Source organism: Arthrobacter sp. AG258 (assembly GCF_004364695.1).
Taxonomy (GTDB): domain Bacteria; phylum Actinomycetota; class Actinomycetes; order Actinomycetales; family Micrococcaceae; genus Arthrobacter.
Genome location: NZ_SOBI01000002.1, coordinates 640,995 through 663,981, shown reverse-complemented (window position 1 = coordinate 663,981; position 22,987 = coordinate 640,995). Strand labels below are relative to the sequence as shown.

Genomic DNA, 22,987 nt, shown 5'->3' with positions numbered 1-22,987 from the left:
TGGCCCAACTCTGCCCCCGACACCACCGCCTCAAACACCACAGCACCTGGACCCCCGACCCAGCCACCAAAAACAAACCACCCGGCTGGACCTCACCCACCGGCCGCCACTACAAACCCGAACAACACGACCCCCAACCAACCCACTGGCCACCAGGAACCCCGCCGGCCAGAACAAATGCAATACCCATCCAATTCCACGGCGAACAGGCAGGCATTGAAGACCTCCCGCCATGGGAACCGGACGACGCCAACCTCATAGACCTCAACGACCTCCCGGAAGAGGACCCCGTCCGGGCCGGATACTTCGCAAAACCGTTCGTGCTGTCGGTCTAGGTCGTGTCTGACGTCGTTCAGCAGATCGTCCGGTGTTGACCGTTTCAACCGGTGCCAGCACTAGGCTGATTCCATGTCCCAACCGCGCCATCCGGCGGAACTCACCCCAAAACGCGATCCGCAAAAACGGCTTGCCATCAGGCCGTACGCGCGCGCCGTAGCCCAGGTCCTCAGGGTCAGTTTCCGGGCGTCCCCGGGCGCGGTGATCATGAAGGTGCTCGGCTCGCTGATTTCGGCCGTCCTTCCCCTGGTCACCACCTACTTTGCGTCACGGACCACCACGGCGCTTGCTGCTGCATATGCGGGCGACGCCGGAGCCGGACGCCTTGCGATCGTCTACGTCGTGGTCACCGCGGCGCTGGGCCTCTTTTGGGGCGCCTTCAGCAGCGTCGACCGCTACATCCAGCAGTTGATGAGCTTCAAGGTTGGCGCCATCGTGGGCGACCAAATGTACGAACGATTCCTTGCGCTGGAATTCTGGCGCTACGACGACAAGGAGACGGTGGACCTCTACGACCGCGCCAAGCGGTTCTCCGACTCGTACGCCCGCGTCCTGGACCGGATCGCCGCCATTTTCACTCAGCTGGTCTCGGTCATCCTGGCCATCGGTGCCCTGCTGCTGGTGAGCTGGTGGATCGCCGTCATCGTGCTGGTGGCCATCATTCCCAGCGTGTATCTGCAGTTCAAGCTCTCCCGGGAGCAGATTGCGCACTGGAACACCCAGGTGGACTCACGCCGCCAGCGCCGAATGATCGAAACCAACCTGCTCCGCCCGCAGCACATCGCAGAGATGCGGCTCTACGGGATCGTCCGCTTCCTCATGGACCTCCGCTCCCGCCTCCGCGACGCGGACGAACGGCGCCGTCTTGATTACCAGCGGCGCTACATCCCCAGGCAGCTGGCTGCGGACGCCCTGCAGTACGGCGCCGAGGTGGTCTCGCTGATCTGGGTGGTGGGCCAAGTCATCGCCCGGGCCCAGCCCGTAGGCCAATTCCTGTACGTCCAGCAGATCGTCAGCCGCGCCTTGTCCACCGCCAACAACCTGGTGTCCTCACTAAGTTCCATTGACGAAGACCTGGCCAACCTGACGGACTACGAGACCTTCATGGGGATGCCCGTTCACGCCGAACATGCACCGCCCCTGTTGGAGGCTCCACAGGAAGTGGCACTGAAGGACATCCGCTTCACCTACACGGGCAGCGATATCGAGGTGATTCGGGGAATCAGCCTCACCATCAGGCGCGGCCAGCACATCGCCATCGTGGGGGAGAACGGTGCCGGAAAGTCGACGCTGATCCGCATCCTCGCCGGCCTCTACCGCCCGGACTCCGGACAGGTGCTGCTCGACGGCGTGGACCTCGCCGCCGTCGACGTCACCTCCTGGCACCGGCACCTGGCGGTCCTTAGCCAGGAGTTCCTGAAGTACGAGTTCGCCACGGCCGCGGAGAACATCTATTTCGGCGACGTCGACAGCCGGCGCGATGACGGCCGCATCCGGCGGGCGGCAGCAGACGCCGAAGCTTTGGAGTTCATCAACAAACTGCCCAACGGCCTGGACAACCACGTCAGCAACTGGATGGAGGATCCGCGGGGCCGTAAAGGAAGCGGCCTCTCCGGCGGCCAATGGCAGCGCCTGGCCATGGCCAGGAACTTCTACCGGGACGCCTCGTTCATGGTGATGGACGAACCGACGTCCGCCATCGACGCCCTCGCCGAGCACAGGATATTCACCCGCCTTTTCGCCGACCGCGACAGCACCATCATTGCCATCAGCCACCGGCTGGCCACCATCGAAAAGGCCGACGTCGTCTACATGCTGGAAGACGGCAGGATCGTCGAGCAGGGCACGCACAAAGAACTGGTGGCCCTCCGCGGCAGGTACTTCAGGATGTTCGAATCCCAGTTGACCGTCGAGGAACCGACCGGAACCTAGGACTGCACCACGGTGGTGCGGACCCGTGCCACGCTCGGCCGGGGCGGGACGCTGCTGAACCCGAACGTCACGGCGGGCCGGATGGGAGCCAGGGTCCCGGCGTCGGCGCCTTCCCAGCGGACGACGGCGGAGGTGACGTGGTGCAGGTCGCTCACCCCGTAATACTCCGCCCTGCCGCTGCCCGCCGTGCCGTAGGTGCGGGCTCCCGGGGCCGCCAACGCGGCAAGCGGACTGACGGCGGAAAGCCAGCGCGGGTGCACCGCAAGGCGCCGCGGTACGGCCCGCAAAGCCGTACCCAGGAAGGTCCTCGCCCCGGTCACGGCCCGGATTGCCAAGGGGCCGGCGTCGACCCTTAGCGCCCGTTCACCCAACACGGCGGAGACGTCAACCAAACGCACCTCATCGAACGTGTAGGTGGCCGCGATGAACTCTGCCACATCCGGCCGGGGTGCCAACAGCAGCCGGTGCCCCGAGGGTTGCTGCACCATGACGTCGGCAAACGAACCGAAGGGGGAGTCTTGCCAGATGCCCACCACGGCGCGGAGCCCGGATGCCGTGCCAATACCTGCAATATGCCCGTCGAAGATCCAGCGTTTGCCCATCACAATCCTGCCGCTGACCGGTTATCAGAGCGGTCCGTAGGCGGCATTGCCATGAGGATCGCGCCAGAGGGCCAAATCTTCTTCAACTGCCCGCCGAAGCTCTGGGTTGGATTGCACCCTTTCCCGGAACGACTGCCGGGCGCGGCCCATGACCGTTGACGGGACCACGATGCATGCGACCAGGAGAAGCAGGATGAGTACGAAGGCTCCCACGAGTGTTATTGCCGCACCATTGCCCTTCGCCGTGGCCGAGGGCAGGTAGAGGACCATGATGGCGCCCAGCGCGACTGCCAGTACGGACATCATGGCGACGCCACCACGGGCGGATCCCGGGCCACGGCTGATCAGGACCCTGTCGGGGGTGGGCAGGGTGGCCCGGGCACGCTTCCATCCAAAGAGGCCCGAAAGCATCAGGCCAACCCCCAGAGGGACCAGTACGAGCGCTGCGGCAGGGTTCCCCGACGTGACGGCAAAAAACATGCCCGCGAGGGCCAGGACGGGACCGCCGGCGATTGCGCTGCTCCAGCCGGCGGCTCCGGTACCTTGGGCGTCAGCCAGTTGACGCAGCCGGGACGGAGCGTTTGGCGGGCTGATCCGAGCCAGTTCCGGAGCCAGCCAATGCTCGAGGGAGTGGACGGGCGCATCTGCGGGGAAGGGATTGTGATGTGTCATGCCGGAAGCAAGCCCAGTCCATGGCGCAGCCGGTCCGCCAGGCCCGGGGCCGCGGTCGCAGGCTGCGTTTCGTCACCGGCGGCGATTTCCACGCCGGCCGCACCTGTACCGGCGTGTGCGTGCTGGTCAGCCTGCGGGAGGGGTGTCGTTGAGCCAGCTGGCAGGGACGGCGAGGTCTGCTTCATCATCGGCTGCCAGCGACGGATAGACCAGGTGGCCATGGTTGGTTCTCCTCGGAAGGTGGGCGCGGGGAGCGTTCACCGAATCCCCCTGCCCAAGGCTACGCGGTAGCCAGGCAGTTCTTCCATGGGCAGGGCTGCACCCTTGCATGCAGTCCGGACCCGGCCAGCGGAGCTGCTGGGATAACCTAGAGCAGTGACTTATGAGATCGAGATCGGCCGTGGCAAGCGTGGGCGTCGTGCCTACTCCCTGGATGACATTGCAATCGTCCCCAACCGTCGCACCCGCGACCCCAAGGACGTCTCCGTCTCCTGGCAGATCGACGCCTACCAGTTCAGCATGCCTGTGATCGCCGCCCCGATGGACTCGGCCATGTCCCCGCAGACCGCCATCGCCCTCGGCAAGCTTGGCGGCCTGGGCGTCCTTGACCTGGAAGGCCTGTGGACCCGGTACGAGGATCCGCAGTCCGTGCTGGACGAGATTGCGGCCCTTCAGGACGAGGTCAACAGCCCCGCCGTGACAGGCCGGATGCAGGAGCTGTACCGTGCACCCATCCAGCCGGAACTCATCACCTCCCGTCTGGCCGAGATCCGCGAGGCCGGCGTCACCGTGGCCGGATCGCTCACCCCGCAGCGCACCCAGGAGCACTACAAGACCGTCGTCGCCGCCGGCGTCGATATCTTCGTCATCCGCGGAACCACGGTGTCCGCCGAGCATGTCTCCAAGAACCACGAACCGCTGAACCTGAAGCAGTTCATCTACGAACTCGACGTCCCCGTCATCGTGGGCGGGGCGGCGGGCTACACCCCGGCACTGCACCTGATGCGTACCGGCGCGGCAGGTGTGCTGGTGGGCTTCGGCGGCGGCGCAACCACCACCACGCGTCGCGCCCTGGGCATCCACTCGCCCATGGCTTCAGCCATTTCCGACGTCGCGGCCGCCCGCCGTGACTACATGGACGAGTCCGGCGGCCGCTACGTCCACGTGATTGCCGACGGCGGCATGGGCACCTCGGGTGACATCGTCAAAGCCATTGCCATGGGCGCCGACGCCGTCATGCTGGGCAGCGCCCTGGCCAGGGCAGAGGAGGCGCCGGGCAAAGGCTGGCACTGGGGCCAGGAAGCCCACCACACGGAGCTCCCGCGCGGGGACCGCGCCAACGTGGGCACCGTGGGACCCCTGGAGGAAGTCCTGTTCGGACCCGGCCACCACACCAACGGCACGTCCAACCTCATCGGCGCGCTGCGCCGCTCCATGGCGACCACCGGCTATTCGGACCTGAAGGAATTCCAGCGGGTCGACGTCGTGGTCTCGCCCTACGCGGGGAACTGACCCGATTGGGCGGGGCGGCAGTCACCGCCGCCCTGCCCAAAGCGCGCTTCCAGCAAGTAGTGTGGGTTTACTACCGGCACTAGCGGCACTGGAGGCGTTCAATGAAGAGTGTTCCTGCAAACGGCGGAGTTCTCGGCCCGGAAGCCAGGGAAGCATCCATAGGGCGGTTGCGCGCCACCGCGGAACCTGGCCAGGAACTGGACATCCTGATCGTGGGCGGCGGCATCGTCGGTGCGGGAGCCGCACTGGACGCCGTTACCCGCGGGCTGAGCGTTGGCATCGTCGAGGCAAGCGACTGGGCCGCCGGAACGTCGTCGCGGTCCTCGAAACTCATCCACGGCGGCCTGCGCTACCTGGAAATGCTTGACTTCGCCCTGGTCAAGGAGGCCCTCCAGGAACGCGGACTGCTGCTTTCGGAAATCGCCCCGCACCTGGCCCGGCCGGTGCCATTCCTCTATCCGCTGACCAAGCCGTTCATTGAACGGCCCTACGTCGGCGCCGGCATTGCGCTGTACGACGTCATGTCGATCTCCAGCGGGCACAGCCGCGGCGTGCCGTTCCACAAACACCTGAGCAGGCGTGGAACCCTCCGTGCCGCCCCCAGCCTGAAGGACGACGCCTTCGTGGGCTCGATCCGCTACTACGACGGCCAGGTGGACGACGCGAAGTACGTGGCCAACCTCATCCGTACCGCCGCCTACTACGGAGCCCACGCCGTCAACCAGATGGCCGTGGTGGACTTCCTGCGCGAAGGGGAGCGGGTGGTGGGAGCCAAAGTTTCCAACCGCGAGGACGGCACGGAGTTCAAGGTCCGCGCGAGGCAGGTCATCAACGCCACAGGCGTCTGGACCGACGAAACCCAGGCCATGGTCACCGACCGGGGCCAGCTCAAGGTCCGCGCCTCCAAGGGCATCCACCTGGTGGTTCCGCGGGACCGGTTCCAGTCAACGGTGGGGCTGATCCTTCGCACGGAGAAGTCCGTCCTGTTCGTCATCCCCTGGGGGCGGCACTGGATCATCGGCACGACCGATACTGACTGGCACCTGGACAAAGCCCACCCGGCCGCGTCCAGCAAGGACATCGACTACATCCTCGAGCACGTCAACAAGGTGCTGAAGCGGCCATTGACCAGGGAGGACGTTGAAGGGGTCTATGCCGGACTGCGGCCGCTGCTCGCCGGTGAAAACGACTCCACGGCCAAGCTCTCCCGCGAACACGTGGTGGCGCACCCCGTCCCGGGCCTGGTGGTGGTGGCCGGCGGAAAGTGGACCACGTACCGGGTCATGGCCAAGGACGCCGTCGACGAAGCCACCCGCACCATGGACGAACGGGTTCCGCCGAGCTGCACCGAAACCATCCCGCTTCTCGGTGCCAGCGGCTTCCGGGCCGCCTGGAACCGGAGGAACCGCACCGCCGAGGAATCCGGCGTGCACGTGGCCCGCATTGAACACCTCCTCAACAGGTACGGATCAATGACGCCCGAGGTCCTGGCCATCATCGCGCAGGATAAGGAGCTGGCCGAACCCATCCCCGGGGCCGATGACTACCTGCAGGCCGAAGCCGTCTACGCCGCCACCCATGAGGGGGCCCGCCACGTGCAGGACGTCCTGACCCGCCGTACGCGGATTTCGATCGAGGCGTGGGACCGGGGCGTGTCTGCTGCCCCCGTTGTCGCTAAACTGATGGGTGACGTTCTTGGCTGGAGTGACGCGCAGCGCGAAAACGAAGTCCGCCACTACATTGCCAGGGTGGAGGCCGAGCGCCTCAGCCAGCAACAGCCGGACGACGAATCCGCGGACGCTGCCCGCCTGGGCGTGGAAGACATCGTGCCCTTGCGCTGAGGGGCCGCTCGCCCCGCACTGCTGACTGAAGGGATACGCCTTGGCGGAACCACTTGACCCGTATGACGCCGAACTCACCACCCCCGAGATGGTGATTCTGGAACTGGAAGCGACGGACAAAACCGACGCCACCAACCAGCTGGCGGAACGGCTCCATGCCGCCGGGCGAATTTCCGACCTTGACGGATTCCTCAAGAACGTCAACGCGCGCGAGCACCAGCTGGCGACCGGCCTCCCCGGCGGGGTCGGTCTCCCGCACGCCCGCAGCGAGTTCGTCTCCCGGACGTCGATCGCCGTCGGCATCACCAAGTACGGCCATGCCCTGGACTTCGGCGCCACGGACGGCCCGGCCACCGTCATCCTGCTGATCGCCACGCCCGCCAGTTCGTTCTCGGACCACCTGGAAGTGCTGGCCACGTTGGCCCGGTCGCTGTCCAAGGAATCCTTCCGGGAATCCCTGCGGCGGGCCTACGATGCAGAAGTCATCGCCGAGCTCATCAATTCCAGCCTGGTGTTCTTCGACCACTAAGCAGCCGGGTCCCTGCGCCGCATCCGAACGCACAGGCGTTTAGTTGTTCTACAGAAGTACGAAGTACGGTTAAGACGTGTGGAAAACAGCCCTCAAACCCCGATGGATCGCAGGCTTCATCTTCGCGATCGCGCTTTCCGGGGTCTTCGTGCTGCTCAGCCAGTGGCAGTTCGGCCGGTCCACCCAGCCCGAAGCGCCGGTCAACCCCGCCACCGAACAGGTCCAGCCGCTCACCAGCACCCTCCAGCCCGGCGAATTCTTCCACGGCAGCGTCTCAGACCAGATGGTCACCGCGGAGGGAACCTACAGTCCCGACAAGCAGGTGCTGGTCCCCGGCAGGCTGCACGATGGAAAGACCGGCTATTGGGTAGTTTCCGCTTTCGCCGTTAACGGCGCCCCCACCCTTAAAGGTGCGGCTGCCTCCCCACAAACCTGGATTCCGGTGGCGCGGGGCTGGGTGGCGGACCCTTCCGACGCGCCAGCCCCTCCGTCGGGCCTGGTGCAACTGACGGGGCGCTTGATTCCTTCTGAAGCGCCGGTTCCCGGGAAGGCCCCCAAAACGGGGGAGGCCTCGGCCGTGTCTGTTGCCGAACTCATCAACTACTGGGGAGTCAGCAGCTACCCGGGATTCGTCTCGGCCACCGCGGAGGTGGCGGGCGGCAAAGATGTCAGCGCCGCGTCCGTGCCTGGCAGCCTGCTTCCGCTGAACATCGGCCCCCAGCCACCGTCGCAGCAGATCAACTGGCTGAACCTCTTCTACTCCATCGAATGGGTGGTTTTTGCCGGCTTCGCCCTCTTCATCTGGTGGCGGCTGGTCAAGGACGACTACCACCGGGACCTTGAAGAGGCCCTCGACGAAGCCGAGGAGTCGGATGAACCGGAACAGCACCAGAACGAACAGCAGCAACCTGATCAGCACCAGCAGAAGGTACAGCCATGATTGATCCGAAACCGGCCACCCCCTCGTCCCAAGCCTCCGGCGCCAAAGGATCCGGCAAGAAGCGCCGCTTCGGCGGCACCGAAGCGCAGATCCGGTCGGCCCTGAAGTTCTACAAGGTCATGGCCTACCTGACCGGCACCATGCTGCTCCTGCTGTGCGCGGAACTGGTGGCCCGGTACGGCTTCGGGCAGTACCTGTTTGCCGGTGGCACCAGCGCACTCACCGGCCAGCCTTTCGGTTTTGGCTTCGCCGACGCCGAACCGCCGGCGGTGCTGAACGGTGTGAACGTCTCCGTCACGGTCCTGATCGTCCACGGCTGGATGTACGTGGTGTACCTGATCTCCAACTTCCGGCTCTGGTCCCTCATGCGCTGGCCGTTCCTGAAGCTGGTCCTGCTGGCCCTCGGCGGCGTGGTGCCGTTCCTGTCCTTCATCGTCGAAAAGAAGTTCCACGCCGAGGTTGAGGCCGAGCTCGCCGCCAACCCGCAGGCACCCCAGCGCTACTGAGCGTTTCCGCCTTCACTGACGTCTGCTCCGTCACAGGTAGGTCTCTCAAGGTGCGTCGGTGCGACGGCGCAAAGTAGGCTATTACGGTGACTACTCCCACTGCATCCCAGACTTCCCAGAAGCCGGTGCTGGTTGTTGATTACGGTGCCCAGTACGCGCAGCTCATTGCCCGCCGCGTCCGGGAAGCGAATGTGTATTCGGAAGTGGTTCCGCATACCTACACCACCGAGCAGCTACTGGCCAAGAATCCCGCCGCCATCATCCTCTCCGGCGGCCCCTCCAGCGTTTATGCCGACGGCGCCCCGAGCGTCGGTGCCGACCTCTTCGAAGCCGGCGTCCCCGTCTTCGGCATCTGCTACGGCTTCCAGGCCATGGCCAACGCCTTGGGCGGCAAGGTGGACAAGACCGGGCTGCGGGAGTACGGATCCACCGAAACCACCATCCTGGGTGACGGGCGCTCCGTGCTGGAAGGCATGCCCCAGCACCAGAAGACGTGGATGAGCCACGGCGACTCCGTCCACGAGGCGCCCGAAGGCTTCGATGTCCTGGCCACCACCGCCGGCGCTGAAGTCGCGGCCTTCGCCAATGAGGAGAAGTGCCTGTACGGCGTGCAGTGGCACCCGGAGGTCAAGCACTCCGCCTACGGCCAGCAGGTCCTGGAGAACTTCCTCTTCAAGGGAGCCAAGCTGGAACCCAACTGGACTACCGGCAACATCCTCGAGGAGCAGGTGGAGCGCATCCGCCAGCAGGTGGGAGACGCCCGGGTCATTTGCGGACTCTCCGGCGGTGTCGATTCTGCCGTGGCCGCCGCCTTGGTGCAGCGCGCAGTGGGCGACCAGCTCACCTGTGTCTTCGTTGACCACGGCCTGCTGCGTGAAGGCGAGGCAGAGCAGGTGGAGCGCGACTTTGTCGCCGCCACCGGCGTCAAGCTCTACGTCGCCAACGAGCAGGAGCGCTTCCTTTCGGCACTGGCAGGCGTCAGCGATCCGGAAACCAAGCGCAAAATCATCGGCCGTGAATTCATCCGTGCTTTCGAGGAAGCGGAACTGGCCATCATCGCCGATGCTGCTGCCCACGGCGAGAAGATCAAATTCCTGGTCCAGGGCACCCTGTACCCGGACGTCGTCGAATCCGGCGGCGGCGAAGGTGCTGCCAACATCAAGAGCCACCACAATGTGGGCGGCCTCCCCGAGGACCTGCAGTTCGAGCTCGTCGAACCCCTGCGCGCCCTGTTCAAGGACGAGGTCCGTGCCGTGGGCGCACAGCTCGGCCTGCCGCAGGAAATCGTCGGCCGCCAGCCCTTCCCCGGCCCCGGCCTGGGCATCCGGATCGTCGGCGACATCACCAAAGAACGGCTGGACCTGCTCCGCAAGGCGGATGCCATCGCTCGTGCCGAACTGACTGCCGCCGGCCTGGACGACGAAGTCTGGCAAATGCCCGTTGTGCTTCTCGCCGACGTCCGCAGCGTCGGCGTCATGGGGGACGGCCGCACTTACGGCCACCCGATCGTGCTCCGTCCCGTGTCCTCCGAGGACGCCATGACCGCCGACTGGTCGCGCCTGCCCTACGATCTTTTGGCACGGATCTCCAACCGGATCACCAACGAGGTGGACGGCGTCAACCGGGTGGTGCTGGACGTCACCAGCAAGCCGCCGGGAACCATCGAATGGGAATAGTCCCCTGAGTGGCCGGCCTCCGCCAGCGGAGGCCGGCCATTGTTTTTCCCGGGAGAATCCCAGCAATTTCCTGTGCTCCAGTGTTGCGGTCGCCAAAGTCCGGCACCGGAGCGGCTACTCTCGAATCTATGCCGGTATGGTCCAGGGCGTCACGTGCAAACGCAGAAAAGAAGGCAGAAGTGTCAGTTGGTCAAGGCCACCCGGAAGGCTCGGAAGAGCTTCGCAAATGGCTGTCCGGGCTTAAACCCGTCACTGGCGCGGACACGATGCTGCGCTTCACCAAGACCCCCGAAGGCTCCATCGACCTCACCTCGGCGCATCCCTCGGGGCTCGCCCAGCTCATGGCAGGGCGCCGCACACGCCTGTCCACGCTGATCCGGGACCGCCAGCAGTACGTCGTGGCAGCCAGGGCATCGCGCAACATCCGGTCAAAGATCTTTGAGCTCTCCAACGACCGCGGCATCGACGCCGGGTACCTGTCCGCCGGCACTGTGGTGTGGACGTCCGCCGTCGGAGGCAAACCCCAGCGCGTGTCCGCCCCCGTCATGCTGACCGCCATATCCCTCACCGTCCGTCCGGGGGAGGACGACTTCGAGCTGCAGCTCACCGAGCAGGCGCACATCAACCCCGCCCTGGTGCGCCACCTGAAGAACATCCACGGGATCGTCTTCGACGTCAACGCCGTGACCCGCCTCGCCTACAGCACCGCACGGTTCGACCCGCAGCCCGTCCTTGACCGGTTGGCCACGCTGATCCGGCCCATCCATGGCGCAGAAACCCAGCACAACCTGCTCGTTTCGACCTTCGCCGATCTCTCCGGGAACCTGGACGACCCGTGGATCAACGACTCCCACCCCATTGTGTCCGCGCTGGCGACCGCCGCCGGGGGCGAAGTTGTGGATGTCGAAGACCCGGACCCCTCGCGTTTCCCGCACCTGGACAACAGGCATCCCAAGGACGAGCTGTTGCTGCTGGACGCGGACACGGACCAGCAGTATGTGATTGATGCGGCCCGAGCCGGGGACTCCCTCGTCGTCAGCGCCCCGCCGGGTACCGGCCAGACGCAGACCGCGATCAACACCATCGGTGCCCTGGTGGACGCCGGGAAGACGGTGCTGGTTGTTGGTGACCGCCGGGCCAGCCTGAATGAAGTCTCCGGCCAGCTCGAATCCCTGGGACTGGAATCCATCCTGTTCCAGCTTTCCGGGAACGTCACGGCGCAGCAGCTGAAGGGCCAGCTGGTGCGGGCGATTGTCCGCAACGAAAAGTCCTTGGAACCGCAGTTGGGCAACCTGCACACCACCCTGACTGAGCACCGGCACGCGCTCATGGACCACGTGGCGTCGCTGCACAACGTCCGGGACCGGTGGGGCTGCTCGCCCTACCAGGCCATGCAGTCGCTCGCGGAGCTCACCTCGATCCATCCGGCGCCGGCCACCACCGTCCGGTTGAAGCGCAGTGTCCTGGACAGCATCCGCGACCGCGAGGAGCTGGCCGGAAGGCTTCGCCGTGCTGCCGAACTGGGCAGCTTCAGCAAGGCCGCCACCACCAGCCCCTGGCACGGCGCGCGGTTGCTGACCCGGAAGGAAACCGAGGAAGCGCAGGATCTGGTCCGCTCCGTGGCCAAGAGCCTCCCGGTGCTGCGCGACCGCATGGACGCCGTCGCCGAGCACGCTGAAATCCGGCTGGGGGAGTCCTTTGCGGAATGGGGCGAGCAGCTCGAGCTGCTGGTTGCCGTCCGCGGCAGCCTGGACAAATTCACGCCGGACATCTTTGACAGGCCCGTGACGGACCTGATTTCCGCCACGGCACCGTCAGCGTGGCGCCGTGAGCGCGGCATCGAAATGACGTCCATGCAGCGTTCCAGGCTTCGGCGGGTGGCCAAGGAATACGTCCGCCCGGGCGTGCACATCGCCGACCTGCACACATCCTTGGTCCTGGTCCAGGAGCAGCGCGCCCTCTGGGCCGGGTATGCCACCACCCAACGCCATCCGGCGGTTCCGTCCGGCCTTGCCGAAATGAACGCCATGTACCGGTCGCTGGACGCGGAGCTGGAACAGCTGGGCCAGGCGCTCCGGCACACGGATGCCGGCGGGTCGCTCGCCACTGCGCCCTACGGCCAGCTTATGGAGCGGCTGGAACGCCTCGTGGCGGACACCGATACCCTCAAGACCTTGCCCGAACGCACACTACTGATCGAAAACATGCGTGAGCACGGTTTGGGCGAACTCCTTGCCGACCTCGCGGAGCGGGAAGTCCCGGAACGGTCCGTTGCAGCCGAGCTGGAATTGGCGTGGTGGCAGTCGGCCCTTGAGGCCATGATCAGCGGCGATGACTACTTGGCCATGTCCGACGGCGACGCGTTGCGCCGGCTCGAGGCCGAGTATCGGTTGGCGGACAACGCGCACATCGCCAGCGGCGCCGCACGCCTTCGCTGGGACTTGGCGGAACGCTGGCGCGGGGCGATCGCCGAGCAGCCGCGCCAGGCGGGCCTGCTGCGGAGCCTGCTCAAGGACGGCCGGGTATCGCTCCCGTCCTTGACCGCCCAGGCTCCTGACCTGATCGGCACGCTGGTGCCGGTGTGGTCTGTCAGCCCGTACCTGATGACCGGCCTGCTCCCGGCAGAGCAACACTTCGACGCCGTCGTGATCCTGGATGCCGAGGCCACGTCCCTGCAGGCCGTCCTGCCGTCGATCGCCCGTGCACGCCAGGTGATTGCGTTCGGCGACCCGCGCATCGCGTCGCCCCGGACCTTTACCGTGGGCGTGGAACGCCTCGCCGCCGGTGAGTCCGCCCACCACAGGGTGGAGAGTGCCTTCACGGCTCTCTCTGCGGTGCTTCCGGTTTGGCGGCTGAACGTGGTGTACCGGGCCGTGGACGAGGACCTCGTCCTGCAGCTGAGCAAGAACTTTTACGACGGCGGGTTGCGCCGGCTGCCCGAGGGCCAGTCGGCGACGGGCTTGGACCGGTCGCTGCTGGTGGAGTACCTGCCTGACGGAACCGGCTTGCCGAGCGCAGACCACGAGGGTGTGGAGTCGGTGGTGGCCGAGGTCAACCGGGTGGTCGAGCTCGTGTTCGAGCACGCTCGCCTGCGTCCGCGCACTTCGCTCGCCGTGGTCACCGCCAGCCTGCGGCATGCCGCCAGGATTGGCGAGTCCATCCGCCTCCAGCTGGCCAACCAGCCCGGAATGGCCGGTTTCTTCGGTGCCGGTCCTGAGTCCTTCAGGGTGGTGGACCTGGAGAGGGCCCAGGGGCTGGTTCGCGACCATGTTATTTTCTCCCCAGGTTTTGGCCGCACCCCGCACGGCCGGGCGCTGCACAACTTCGGACCATTGTCCGCGGAAGGTGGCAGGGAGAAGTTCGCCCTGGCCATGACGCGGGCGCGCCGGTCCATGCATGTGCTCACCTGCTTCCGGCCCGAGGATCTGGACCACACCAGGCTCACGCACGGGGCGGTGGACCTGTACACGCTGTTGAACCGCGAAATTTCGGGTAATACCGACCTCGGAACTCCCGCCTCCCGGGCTGCCGCCAGCGAACAGGCACTCGGTGCGGACCCGCTGGTCGCCGACTTGGGTGACCGGTTGCGCGCCCGCGGCGCCCGGGTTTGGCACCAGTACGACGGCGCCATCGACGTTGTGGCCGCGGCTGACCCGCTGAATACCATGGGCAAGGATGATGCCGACCTGCCACGACCAGTGGCGATCGAGTCTGACGGCACCGGGCAGTACCGCACCATGAGCGTCCGGGAACGCAGCAGGCTCCGCCCGGAGCTGCTGGAGCGCCTGGGATGGCGTTATATGCCGTTGTGGACCATCGAGGTATTTACCGACCCGTCGTCCTGTGCCGACCGCATTGCCGGGTACCTCGGCCTGGAAAACCTGGTGCTGCCGGGCAGGACCGGGCACTCGGCTGGATTCCTTGACGACGACGTGGACCAGGCGCTCAATGGTATCGATGCAGCACCGGCCGCCGGTGTTGCCTATCTGCCGCTGAACGCCAATGGCGGGAACCGGAGTGACTCCGGAGACCCCGCCGCGGGCATCCGCCCCAGCCAGGGCCGGCGGGCCGGTGGCCTGGACACCAAAGAGGCCAACGGCATGGTCGCGGAAGACAGTGTCTCCGACGACAGTGTTTCCGACGTCAGTGTTTCCGACGACAATGGTTCCGGCAGCGATATTTCCGACAACAATGGGCCCGCGGAAGATCGGGCCGGAGAAGATATGAGCGAGAACGAGAAGACGGAAGCGGTACCTGACGGCGGAAATCCGGCAGGTGCGCCTCACTCCACTCCAGCGCCAGGGCGGGCCACCGCAGGTACCGACGCTGTGCTGCCCAGCAAGGCTGCGGAGGACGACGCCCGCAGCTGGGGCGACCGGGAGGATGACCACGACGCGTGGCTGAAGGAACAGAAACCGCCGCACTGGGGCTGACCAGCAGCGGGGCTGACGAGCAGCCAAGCCTTTGGGCCCGGGCAACCCGGAAGTTGTTGAGGGATCGTATCCGTGGTGTCACGGCGGACCAACCAGGACGAAGAAGAGCCGGCCCTGCGTTGACGCTCCAGCCAGCCGGGAGGACTGTTCCGCGTTTGCTGCCACCACTATCAACCCGTCGGTCTCCGTTGTACCCAGCCACTGGCCACCCTGGCCGCCCTTGTTCGAAGTCCACAGCACGGGAACCGCAGACGCCAGCACCTCGGAGGGGCCTTGCTGGTCAAACCCGTTGGCAGATGTGAGCACCACATTGACCAACTGGCCCGGGGCCACCAGCTGAATGGAGGACGGGTCCGCCATGCGGAGCGGAACCGCGGCCGAGCCCGGAGGCGTCCCAACGAGAAGGCCCGGTCCCAGGAGTTGGGCGTCGGTAACGAGCTGGCCCTTTCGTAACGGACCGGCGAGCTGCTTGCCGGCGGCTGCGGCAGTGTCTTGGAGGAAGCCCTCCGCCACCATCCCGGGCGGCACATGAACGCTGGCCAAATCTGCCGCCGTCACAGCGGTACCTGCCGGAAGATCCCGCGCAGCAGCAAGTGCTGTCACGGTCGAGAGCGGAGCCGGCGTCAGTTGATTGACAGTGATGGCCGCCGCTGCACACAGGACCAGGGCGGCGGCCAGGCGGCGGTTGCGGCCCAGCCATGACGCAACCCGCGCCGGGATAGGGTGGTTGGCCTTGGCGGGACGGCCGGAGGTGCGGGACGTCGTGGGAATCCGGAGGCTGTCGCGGCCGCGGCGTGGATATGCAGGCATGCGCCCACGCTATGGGCAGCCGAAGCGGCAGGACAGTGGTGGCTGCGGCTATGTGGACAAAGGCGGCCGGCGCCCGAAGGTGCCGGCCGTCGTCGTCATCAGTGCTTGGGGCTAGCTGGCCGCTGCAGCCTGGGCTGGCGATGCCGCTTGCGCCGCCGGCGCCGCTGCCGGGGCGGGGGAGACCGAGCTGCCCTTGGAATCGCGGGAGTCGGTACGGTAGAAACCTGAGCCCTTGAAGACCACACCCACGCTGTTGAACTTCTTGCGCAACGTGCCCTCGCATTCGGGGCAGGATGTCAGGCTGCTGTCCGCGAACGACTGGACGATATCGAAGGCGTGGCCGCAATCCTTGCAGGCGTAAGCATATGTTGGCACTGGTGCTCCTCCTCTTGGGCAAACGAGAGGTCCCGTGCTGCCACCCGGTAATCCGTTAGCAGTCGCAGGGCCTGAGTGCTAATTCTATCACTGCGCCCGGAAGGGACCGGGCTCAGCCGCCACCCGCCAGGCCCCGGTACCCGGAAGGCATCAGGACACCCGGGACCGGGCGGTCGAATTCCTCGGCAGGAATCCGCCCCGCGGGAAGCAATTCATCGTCGTAGATAACAGCGGCCAGCGGTATTTCCTTCCCGGCAGTGGCGAGATGCCCCAGGAAGGTGTCGTAGTAGCCGCCCCCCTGGCCGATCCTGTTGCCTGACAGGTCCACGGCAGTGGCGGGAATGATGAGCGCCGCTGCGCTTCCGGCCGCGTCGGGCCCGTGCCGTCTCCCGGCGGGTTCCAGGATGGGCGCGTACCGGCTGCGTTCGAAGCTGGTGTCCGGGGTCCAGAACACCCAGCTCAGCTCCCGGCTCGGCTCGCATACCGGAAGCAGGACCTCGTGGCCGCTGCCGTGCAGCGCCTTGACCAGCGGCATGGTGGGCGGTTCCTTGCCGACACCCAGGTAGACGCATACGGTGCCTGGGCGCCCCGCGGTGACGGATGCTGCCCAGGCTTCCCCGTGGCGAGCCAATGCCGAACCGGCGGCGTCCAGCTCCGCCTCCGTCAGCGCGGCGCGCCGGCGCCGGTGGGCCGCCCGGATATCGTCCTTCGCGGGATTCGTCTGCTCCTGCATGGTGTCCTTCCTTGGTACCGGCGTTCCGCGGCGTCACGGGCGGATGACGGCCCGCTGTGCCGGTGGTTACTGAAATGCTTGACGCTGACGTTAGATTAGTCCGGTGACTACCAGTAACCCCAGAGTCCGCAAAGCCGTCATCCCAGCAGCGGGCCTGGGCACCAGGTTCTTGCCGGCCACCAAGGCAATGCCGAAGGAAATGCTCCCCGTCGTGGACAAACCTGCCATCCAGTACGTGGTGGAGGAAGCCGTCCATGTGGGCCTGAACGACATCCTGATGATTACGGGCCGAAACAAGCGTGCACTGGAGGACCACTTCGACCGCGTGCCCTCGCTCGAATCGACGCTTGCCGACAAGGGCGACACGGAGAAGCTCGCCTCCATCCAGGCAGCCAGCCAGTTGGGCGACATCCACTACGTCCGGCAAGGCGACCCGCACGGCCTGGGCCACGCCGTGCTCCGCGCCAAACAACACGTCGGCGACGAAGCCTTCGCTGTCCTGCTGGGTGATGACCTCATCGATGCCCGTGACGAACTGCTGAGCACAATGATCGACGTGCAGGCGAAGACCGGCGGGTCCGTCGTCGCCCTCATCGAGGTGGAGCCGGCACAGATCAGTGCCTACGGCTGCGCCGACGTCCAGGAACTGGACGGCGAAGGCTATGTCCGCGTCAACCGGCTCGTGGAGAAGCCCTCACCCGAGGAAGCACCGTCCAACCTGGCACTGATCGGCCGCTACGTCCTGCACCCCGCGGTATTTGATGTCCTCGAGCACACCGCACCCGGCCGCGGCGGCGAGATCCAGCTGACCGATGCCCTGCAGGAACTCGCGTCCGGAGACGGGGAGGGCTATGGGGTCTTCGGTGTGGTGTTCCGCGGCCGCCGCTATGACACCGGGGACAAACTCAGCTACCTGAAGGCCTGCGTCCAGCTGGCCGTCGACAGCGATGACCTGGGCCCCGGCCTGCGGGAATGGCTGCCCGGTTTCACCGCCGGCCTTTCCAGCTGACGCCGTGCGTACCGGTCCCATCTGGCCGGTCACCCTCGAATGCGGTGACCTGGTCCTGCGACCCATCCGCTACCGCGACAAAAGGGAATGGACCGAGGTGCGGTCCAGGAACAGCGAGTGGCTGGCGCCCTGGGAGGCCTCCAACCCCGAACCGGGAGGCGGGCTGCCCGACTACCGTCATATGGTGCGCTCATTGAACGCGCAGGCGGCCCAGGCCACGGCGCTTCCATTCGTCATCACCGAGCGGACGCCGGGACTTCGGAATCCGGCCATCGTGGGCCAGCTGACGGTGTCCTCGATTGTGTGGGGTTCGGCCATGATGGCCACGCTGGGGTACTGGGTGGATCAAGCCCGGGCCGGCCGGGGGATCGCGCCCACATCCGTGGCCCTGGTGACAGACCACTGCTTCCGGACCCTTGGCCTGCACCGGATGGAAATCAACATCCGGCCCGAGAACGCGCCCAGCCTGAGGGTGGTGGAGAAGCTGGGATTTCGGGATGAGGGATACCGGCCCCGTTTCCTGCACATTAATGGCCGGTGGGCGGATCACCGTTCGTTTGCCTTGACCTCCGAAGAAGTCCCGGCGGGCCTGCTGGCGCCGTGGCTGGCGTCCCGCCCGTCATAAATCCATCGGTTTGTGGACAGGGGTACGACACACCGGGGCTAATGCGGCCTGAGCAGGCATGATGCTCATACGGTTTTGAGTGTGGACTTCCCCCTAAGCAGCTCAGTGATCCTCGTGGTTGCCGTCGCGCTCTGGATCCTTTGGGTCGCCCCGTACGTCCTCCGGAACCGAAGGCGCCAGGTCCAGGCCGCCGGCGACTTCCTGGCAGACGTCCCCGCCGATGAAAGGCCGGACCAGCCCGCCGGCAAAGTGTTGAACGTCGTCGCCCAGCAGGAGAAAGCCATGGAACCCAACAAGAGCGCCGCAGCCGCTGCCGGCGCTGCCAGCACCCCGCCCCCGGCCCGGTTCCGCATCCGGTACGGCCGGACGGCAGTGGCCTTGGCGGGTCTGCTGTGCTTGGTGACCGCGTTCATCTCAGGTGTGCTCCTTCCCTTCGGTGTGGGATCGCCCGCGCTTCCCCTCACCGCCTTTGCGCTGGCTTTCGGCGCGGTGGCCCTGCTCCGCTGGCTGGCCCTCCGGGACCGCAAAGCGAAGGTCAACGCGGCCTTCCGCTCCGCCATGAGTGCGCCTTCCCGGCGCCAGGAGCCGGACCCCGTCACCGTGCCCGAAACCGATACAGCTCCGGCCCGGCCGGAAAGCCCGTTGTTTGACGCCGAAGCGGGTGAGGCCAAGGCCAAACCGCTCACGGCAATGGAACTGCGTGAGGCGGCCCTCGCCGTCGCCGTTGCCGCCGGTGACACCAGTGCGGCCGCCGCGTCGGCAGTCGCTCCCGTGGGCAGTCCGTGGGAGCCTGTTGACGTTCCGAGGCCAACCTACGTTGAGGCAGCCAAGGCTGAGCGCCCCGAGCCGCTGCCGCTTGAACTGCCGGAGGCTCCGAAAGCGGTTGGCAAACCGTCGCTGAAGCAGGGGGCCGCCGGTGCCGACGCCCCGGAAGCCGCGTCCCAGCCTGCGGGTTCACCTCAATTGACCAAGGCACAGAGTGCCTTGAGCAACCTCGACGACGTCCTCCAGCGCCGTCGGGCATAGGCGGCCGGCAAGCATTCCCATCCGCTGTGCCGCACTGGGCGCGTCAATTTGGTGTTGGACACGGATTATTTGTAGCCTAGGGACACCGGTTCCGCACCGGCCTGGAGTACCACGCAGGCCGCGGTCAATTCCGGGGCTATAGCTCAGTTGGTAGAGCGCTTCGTTCGCATCGAAGAGGTCAGGAGTTCGAATCTCCTTAGCTCCACCAGAACCCTGCCCCCAGCGCAATGTTTATGGGCGAAACGCAGTCGAATGCCCGGGCCGTTACTGCATGGCGGGCCTAGAGTGGCCCCATGGGAATAATCATCGGACTTCTTGTCATTTGGCTCATTCTGTCCATCGTCGGCTTTGTCGTGAAGGGCCTGCTCTGGCTCGCCATCATCGGCCTGGTCCTGTTCGTCGCAACAGGTGTTTGGGGTTGGCTCAAGCGCAGGACCAACGCCTGACCTGATCCTGACGCAACGCGCCAAACGCCCAAGGAACCACCCTCCACAATGGGGTGGCGCCTTGGGCGTTTGGTTTAAATCCAGCCCTTCTTCTTGAAGATTCCGTACATGAGTGCCGCTGCGGCCACCATCAGGCCCAGCGCCATGGGATAGCCCCAGGGCCAGTGCAACTCAGGCATGTTGTCGAAGTTCATGCCGTAGATGCCGGCAACGAACGACGGTGCGAACAGGATGGCCGCCCAGGACGAGATCTTCTTGACCTGCTCGTTCTGCTCGGCGCTGACCTCGTTCTGCCGGTTTGCCGTCAGTGTCCCATCCAGGGTCAGCGCGTTCTGCAAAATGTCGCGGAAGGAGTCTGCGCGGGAGATCACCCGTTCCACGTGGTCCTCAACGTCCCGCAGGTTGTGCCGCAAATCGGTCTCCACCCCGTATTTTTCGAAACCACGCTTCAGCTGGTCCATCATTTCCGGGAGGGGATGGATGGCGCGCTGGAACTGGATGACTTCCCGGGCCAATTCGTAAATCCGCCGGGACACCGAAGAATCGCCGCTGAAGAGTTGGTCCTCGATTTCGTCGATGTCGTTCTCGAGCCCGGCCACCACCGGGGCGTAGTCGTCCACCACCCGGTCCAAAAGGGCGTACAGGACGGCTTCGGGCCCATGCTGGAGGAGGTCGGGCCGGGCCTCCAGGCGCTGCCGCACCCTGGCTACGCCGGCCGTTTCGGCGTGGCGTACCGTGACCACAAAGTTCTTGCCCGTGAAGACGTGGAGCTCGCCGAATTCCACCGTTTCGTCTGAGTCCACATACCGGGCCGGGCGCAGGACGGTAAAGAGATTGTCGTCGTACCGCTCCAGCTTGGGCCGCTGGTGGGCTGAGACCGCATCCTCCACCGCCAGGCCGTGCAGCCCGAATTCCGCCGCCACCGCCGCCATTTCGTCCGCCGTGGGCCGGTAAAGCCCGATCCACGCCATGCCACCATGCCGGGCAAGGGTTTCGAAGGTCTGCTCCAGGCTTTCGGGCTCCGCGTGGCGGACACCGTTGACGTAGACGGCGTTATCGATGATGGTCATTCAGGAAATCCTAGCGGCCGCGGACGCGGCATTGCTGAGGCCGCTGATGAGGGGCTCTGTCCGGTAGGGGATATGGGTGTGCAGGGCCAGCACCGTCTCAGTCCGGATGACCCCTTTGATCCTCAGGACCTGGCGCAGCGATGCCTGGAGATTGTGCGTGTCCGTGGCCACCACCCGGCACCAGACATCCCCGCGGCCGGAGATTTCGTGGACCTCCAGGACCTGCGGGATAAGCCGCAGCGCCGCCACCACCCCGTCCAGTTCCCGGTGGGAGACCTCGATGGTCACGAAGGCCACGACGTCATAGCCCACCGCATCCAGGTCAACCTCGCGGCCGCCCGGACGCAGGACACCTGCGCGGAGCATTCGGCGCACCCGGGACTGCGCGGTGTTCCGGGCAATGCCCAGGGACTCGCTGAGTTCCCCGATCTGTATCCGCGGATCCTTGATCAGGGCCAGGAGGATCTTCAGGTCAGTGGGGTCCAACTTGTTCACGATCGTCACTCTCCACCACATTGGAATCCGATATTTGATGATTGTGCTCAATTATCCATCCAATAACTGTTGGATCGCGCAACCCTGCCGCACCCTTGAAGCATCACAGTTGTATCCGCGCCGGCGTCCCACAAGGACTGTCCGCTGCGGCGATCCCTAAGGCGGCACGATGACGGTCTTCAGTGAGCTGCGCATGCGCCCGGCAGCGGCCACCCACGCCGGGTGGAATGCCTCCACCACGGCCCGGCTGGTTATTTCGGGTGCGGTCATTTTCATGCTCCTCGTAGGCGCCAACCTGGCCACACCGCTGTATCCCCTCCTGCAGTCCAGCCTTGGGCTCTCGAGCCTGGACGTCACGGCAGCGTTTGCCAGCTACGTCCTGGCGCTGGTGGGAACCCTGCTGGTGGCCGGCCACTGGTCGGACCACATCGGACGGCGGGCAGCCCTCCTGGTTGCCGTGCTGACGGGTCTGGCCGGCGGCTGGATCTTTGCGGAAGCGCAGTCGCTCGCTGCCCTCTGTGCCGGCCGGGCACTGCAGGGAACCGCCGTGGCACTTGCCACCGGAGCCAGTGCCGCCGCCCTGCGGGAGCTGCTTCCATCCCGGCCGGAGTGGGCATCGCGCTTTACGCTCCTGGCCTCCTCAGGAGGCGTCGCCGCAGGCCCGGTCATCGGCGGCCTGCTGTCGCTGCTTCCCGGCGCCACCACGGCCCCTTACGTCGTCCACTCCCTGCTGCTCGCCGGGCTCCTGGTTCCGCTGTACCTGATCCGTGCGCGCCCTGCCATCGTGGCCCCGGCACCGACCCGGCCGCTCCACGCCCTGGCGCCCCGGCGCCCTTCCGTGTCACGCCAGGCGCGCGGAGCCTTCTGGCTGGCATCCGGCGTCGGCTTCCTCAGCTTTGCCGTCTTTGGCTTCAGCCTTTCGCTGGCTCCCGGCTATTTCGCCCAGGTCCTGGCCACGGATTCCCGGCCGTTGATCGGCATCCTGGCAGGCCTGCCGCTGGGGGCTTCGGCCCTGAGCCAGCTGGTCACAGTTCGAGGCCGGTTCACGGTGCCGGCGGGCCTTGCTGTCCTTGGCGTTTCGGTGGTGATGCTGGGAGCCGCCGGTGCCTGGCACAACCCGGCGCTGCTGGTGGCAGCTGCGGTCGCCGCCGGCGTGGGGCAGGGACTGGCGTTCCGGACCGTCTTCAACGATGTCGCGGCCAGGGTGGAGCCCGCCCGGTACGCGCAGATCATCAGCACCGTCTATGTCATTACGTATCTGGGAAGCGCGGTTCCGGTCCTTGGCCTGGGGTGGGCCAGCGCTGCGGTGGGGATGGGCGCGGCGGTCCAGGGCTTCGTCCTGGTGTGCGGCGCGGCGGCGCTGGTCCTCTCCGCCGCGACGCTCGTTCAGTCCGCCAGGCGCAGCGCCGCCTGACGGCA

At 66.2% G+C, this 22,987-nt stretch carries 21 protein-coding genes, 1 tRNA gene and 1 pseudogene; 15 read left to right on the top strand and 8 right to left on the bottom strand.

Annotated features, from left to right (window positions below; translation table 11 throughout):
* Both DFO47_RS21205 and DFO47_RS06290 read left to right on the top strand, forming a co-directional pair.
* Positions 1-335: pseudogene (locus tag DFO47_RS21205) on the top strand (HNH endonuclease); the annotation flags it as partial.
* A gap of 73 nt (positions 336-408) precedes the next feature.
* Entirely contained in the window at positions 409-2,268 is a 1,860-nt protein-coding gene (locus DFO47_RS06290; protein ID WP_133831039.1) for an ABC transporter ATP-binding protein, read from the top strand.
* Here the strand turns inward: DFO47_RS06290 and DFO47_RS06285 are convergent.
* Genes DFO47_RS06285 through DFO47_RS06275 form a run of 3 tightly spaced genes read right to left on the bottom strand, consistent with a single transcriptional unit; the run spans position 2,265 to position 3,763 of the window.
* Positions 2,265-2,870: a hypothetical protein gene (locus DFO47_RS06285; RefSeq protein ID WP_133831038.1), complete on the bottom strand. Its 606-nt coding sequence runs from the start codon at positions 2,868-2,870 to the stop codon at positions 2,265-2,267. The two genes, DFO47_RS06290 and DFO47_RS06285, sit on opposite strands and share 4 nt — an antisense overlap.
* A 24-nt stretch (positions 2,871-2,894) precedes the next feature.
* Positions 2,895-3,542 carry a hypothetical protein gene (locus DFO47_RS06280; protein ID WP_133831037.1) on the bottom strand — a complete coding sequence of 216 codons (648 nt, stop codon included), beginning with the start codon at positions 3,540-3,542 and terminating at the stop codon, positions 2,895-2,897.
* The gene (locus tag DFO47_RS06275) at positions 3,539-3,763 is read right to left on the bottom strand and encodes a hypothetical protein (protein WP_133831036.1); all 225 of its coding nucleotides are present in this window, start codon (positions 3,761-3,763) and stop codon (positions 3,539-3,541) included. The genes DFO47_RS06280 and DFO47_RS06275 overlap by 4 nt, the downstream gene beginning before the upstream one ends.
* A 154-nt stretch (positions 3,764-3,917) precedes the next feature.
* On the opposite strand from DFO47_RS06275, the gene DFO47_RS06270 reads away from it, so the two are divergent.
* The 7 genes from DFO47_RS06270 (at position 3,918) to DFO47_RS06240 (ending at position 14,979) form a co-directional block, all read left to right on the top strand.
* Complete coding sequence (locus tag DFO47_RS06270; RefSeq protein ID WP_018760366.1) at positions 3,918-5,054, top strand: GuaB3 family IMP dehydrogenase-related protein; 1,137 nt, start codon at positions 3,918-3,920, stop codon at positions 5,052-5,054.
* 101 nt (positions 5,055-5,155) lie between these two features.
* The gene (locus DFO47_RS06265; protein ID WP_109863693.1) at positions 5,156-6,895 is read left to right on the top strand and encodes a glycerol-3-phosphate dehydrogenase/oxidase; all 1,740 of its coding nucleotides are present in this window, start codon (positions 5,156-5,158) and stop codon (positions 6,893-6,895) included.
* Between the two features lie 40 nt (positions 6,896-6,935).
* Entirely contained in the window at positions 6,936-7,424 is a 489-nt protein-coding gene (locus tag DFO47_RS06260) for a PTS sugar transporter subunit IIA (protein WP_018760364.1), read from the top strand.
* Positions 7,425-7,500: 76 nt separating this feature from the next.
* The gene (locus DFO47_RS06255; protein WP_109863694.1) at positions 7,501-8,364 is read left to right on the top strand and encodes an SURF1 family protein; all 864 of its coding nucleotides are present in this window, start codon (positions 7,501-7,503) and stop codon (positions 8,362-8,364) included.
* Positions 8,361-8,870 (top strand): DUF3817 domain-containing protein, encoded by a 510-nt coding sequence (locus DFO47_RS06250; RefSeq protein WP_109863695.1) that lies wholly within the window; start codon positions 8,361-8,363, stop codon positions 8,868-8,870. Before DFO47_RS06255 ends, DFO47_RS06250 begins: the two co-directional genes overlap by 4 nt.
* Before the next feature lie 86 nt (positions 8,871-8,956).
* Positions 8,957-10,546 (top strand): glutamine-hydrolyzing GMP synthase, encoded by a 1,590-nt coding sequence (guaA, locus tag DFO47_RS06245; RefSeq protein WP_026264280.1) that lies wholly within the window; start codon positions 8,957-8,959, stop codon positions 10,544-10,546.
* 128 nt (positions 10,547-10,674) lie between these two features.
* Positions 10,675-14,979, top strand: coding sequence for an AAA family ATPase (locus DFO47_RS06240; RefSeq protein WP_133831035.1), 4,305 nt, complete (start codon positions 10,675-10,677; stop codon positions 14,977-14,979).
* 78 nt (positions 14,980-15,057) lie between these two features.
* Here the strand turns inward: DFO47_RS06240 and DFO47_RS06235 are convergent, their stop codons facing one another.
* The 3 genes from DFO47_RS06235 to DFO47_RS06225 form a co-directional block, all read right to left on the bottom strand.
* Positions 15,058-15,789: an RcpC/CpaB family pilus assembly protein gene (locus tag DFO47_RS06235; protein WP_208294374.1), complete on the bottom strand. Its 732-nt coding sequence runs from the start codon at positions 15,787-15,789 to the stop codon at positions 15,058-15,060.
* Positions 15,790-15,900: 111 nt separating this feature from the next.
* Positions 15,901-16,164 carry an FmdB family zinc ribbon protein gene (locus DFO47_RS06230; protein ID WP_133831034.1) on the bottom strand — a complete coding sequence of 88 codons (264 nt, stop codon included), beginning with the start codon at positions 16,162-16,164 and terminating at the stop codon, positions 15,901-15,903.
* Between the two features lie 112 nt (positions 16,165-16,276).
* The gene (locus DFO47_RS06225; RefSeq protein WP_133831033.1) at positions 16,277-16,897 is read right to left on the bottom strand and encodes a 5-formyltetrahydrofolate cyclo-ligase; all 621 of its coding nucleotides are present in this window, start codon (positions 16,895-16,897) and stop codon (positions 16,277-16,279) included.
* Between the two features lie 103 nt (positions 16,898-17,000).
* Here DFO47_RS06225 and galU point away from each other — a divergent pair, with 103 nt between their 5' ends.
* The 5 genes from galU (at position 17,001) to DFO47_RS21095 (ending at position 20,003) form a co-directional block, all read left to right on the top strand.
* On the top strand, positions 17,001-17,906 hold the full coding sequence (gene galU / locus DFO47_RS06220) for a UTP--glucose-1-phosphate uridylyltransferase GalU (protein WP_026264278.1): 906 nt from the start codon (positions 17,001-17,003) through the stop codon (positions 17,904-17,906).
* A 4-nt stretch (positions 17,907-17,910) separates the two neighbouring features.
* Positions 17,911-18,531 carry a GNAT family protein gene (locus tag DFO47_RS06215; protein ID WP_018760355.1) on the top strand — a complete coding sequence of 207 codons (621 nt, stop codon included), beginning with the start codon at positions 17,911-17,913 and terminating at the stop codon, positions 18,529-18,531.
* Between the two features lie 105 nt (positions 18,532-18,636).
* On the top strand, positions 18,637-19,557 hold the full coding sequence (locus tag DFO47_RS06210; RefSeq protein WP_133831078.1) for a hypothetical protein: 921 nt from the start codon (positions 18,637-18,639) through the stop codon (positions 19,555-19,557).
* A gap of 132 nt (positions 19,558-19,689) precedes the next feature.
* A tRNA-Ala gene (locus DFO47_RS06205) sits at positions 19,690-19,765 on the top strand.
* An 85-nt stretch (positions 19,766-19,850) separates the two neighbouring features.
* Complete coding sequence (locus DFO47_RS21095) at positions 19,851-20,003, top strand: hypothetical protein (protein ID WP_018760353.1); 153 nt, start codon at positions 19,851-19,853, stop codon at positions 20,001-20,003.
* 74 nt (positions 20,004-20,077) lie between these two features.
* On the opposite strand, the gene corA is transcribed toward DFO47_RS21095, so the two are convergent.
* Together corA and DFO47_RS06195 are read right to left on the bottom strand one after the other, a co-directional pair.
* Complete coding sequence (gene corA, locus DFO47_RS06200; RefSeq protein ID WP_018760352.1) at positions 20,078-21,073, bottom strand: magnesium/cobalt transporter CorA; 996 nt, start codon at positions 21,071-21,073, stop codon at positions 20,078-20,080.
* Entirely contained in the window at positions 21,074-21,568 is a 495-nt protein-coding gene (locus DFO47_RS06195; RefSeq protein ID WP_196803301.1) for an Lrp/AsnC family transcriptional regulator, read from the bottom strand.
* Positions 21,569-21,737: 169 nt separating this feature from the next.
* Here DFO47_RS06195 and DFO47_RS06190 point away from each other — a divergent pair, with 169 nt between their 5' ends.
* Complete coding sequence (locus tag DFO47_RS06190; protein WP_133831032.1) at positions 21,738-22,982, top strand: MFS transporter; 1,245 nt, start codon at positions 21,738-21,740, stop codon at positions 22,980-22,982.
* Positions 22,983-22,987 lie beyond the last annotated feature (5 nt).

What these genes read in the sequence shown, in the direction of transcription:
- DFO47_RS06290 (WP_133831039.1), top strand. Translation starts at nt 409, where the DNA reads ATGTCCCAACCGCGCCATCCGGCGGAACTCACCCCAAAACGCGATCCG.
- DFO47_RS06285 (WP_133831038.1), bottom strand. Translation starts at nt 2,870, where the DNA reads ATGGGCAAACGCTGGATCTTCGACGGGCATATTGCAGGTATTGGCACG.
- DFO47_RS06280 (WP_133831037.1), bottom strand. Translation starts at nt 3,542, where the DNA reads ATGACACATCACAATCCCTTCCCCGCAGATGCGCCCGTCCACTCCCTC.
- DFO47_RS06275 (WP_133831036.1), bottom strand. Translation starts at nt 3,763, where the DNA reads ATGGCCACCTGGTCTATCCGTCGCTGGCAGCCGATGATGAAGCAGACC.
- DFO47_RS06265 (WP_109863693.1), top strand. Translation starts at nt 5,156, where the DNA reads ATGAAGAGTGTTCCTGCAAACGGCGGAGTTCTCGGCCCGGAAGCCAGG.
- DFO47_RS06250 (WP_109863695.1), top strand. Translation starts at nt 8,361, where the DNA reads ATGATTGATCCGAAACCGGCCACCCCCTCGTCCCAAGCCTCCGGCGCC.
- DFO47_RS06240 (WP_133831035.1), top strand. Translation starts at nt 10,675, where the DNA reads ATGCCGGTATGGTCCAGGGCGTCACGTGCAAACGCAGAAAAGAAGGCA.
- DFO47_RS06235 (WP_208294374.1), bottom strand. Translation starts at nt 15,789, where the DNA reads ATGCCTGCATATCCACGCCGCGGCCGCGACAGCCTCCGGATTCCCACG.
- DFO47_RS06225 (WP_133831033.1), bottom strand. Translation starts at nt 16,897, where the DNA reads ATGCAGGAGCAGACGAATCCCGCGAAGGACGATATCCGGGCGGCCCAC.
- DFO47_RS21095 (WP_018760353.1), top strand. Translation starts at nt 19,851, where the DNA reads ATGGGAATAATCATCGGACTTCTTGTCATTTGGCTCATTCTGTCCATC.
- corA (WP_018760352.1), bottom strand. Translation starts at nt 21,073, where the DNA reads ATGACCATCATCGATAACGCCGTCTACGTCAACGGTGTCCGCCACGCG.
- DFO47_RS06190 (WP_133831032.1), top strand. Translation starts at nt 21,738, where the DNA reads ATGACGGTCTTCAGTGAGCTGCGCATGCGCCCGGCAGCGGCCACCCAC.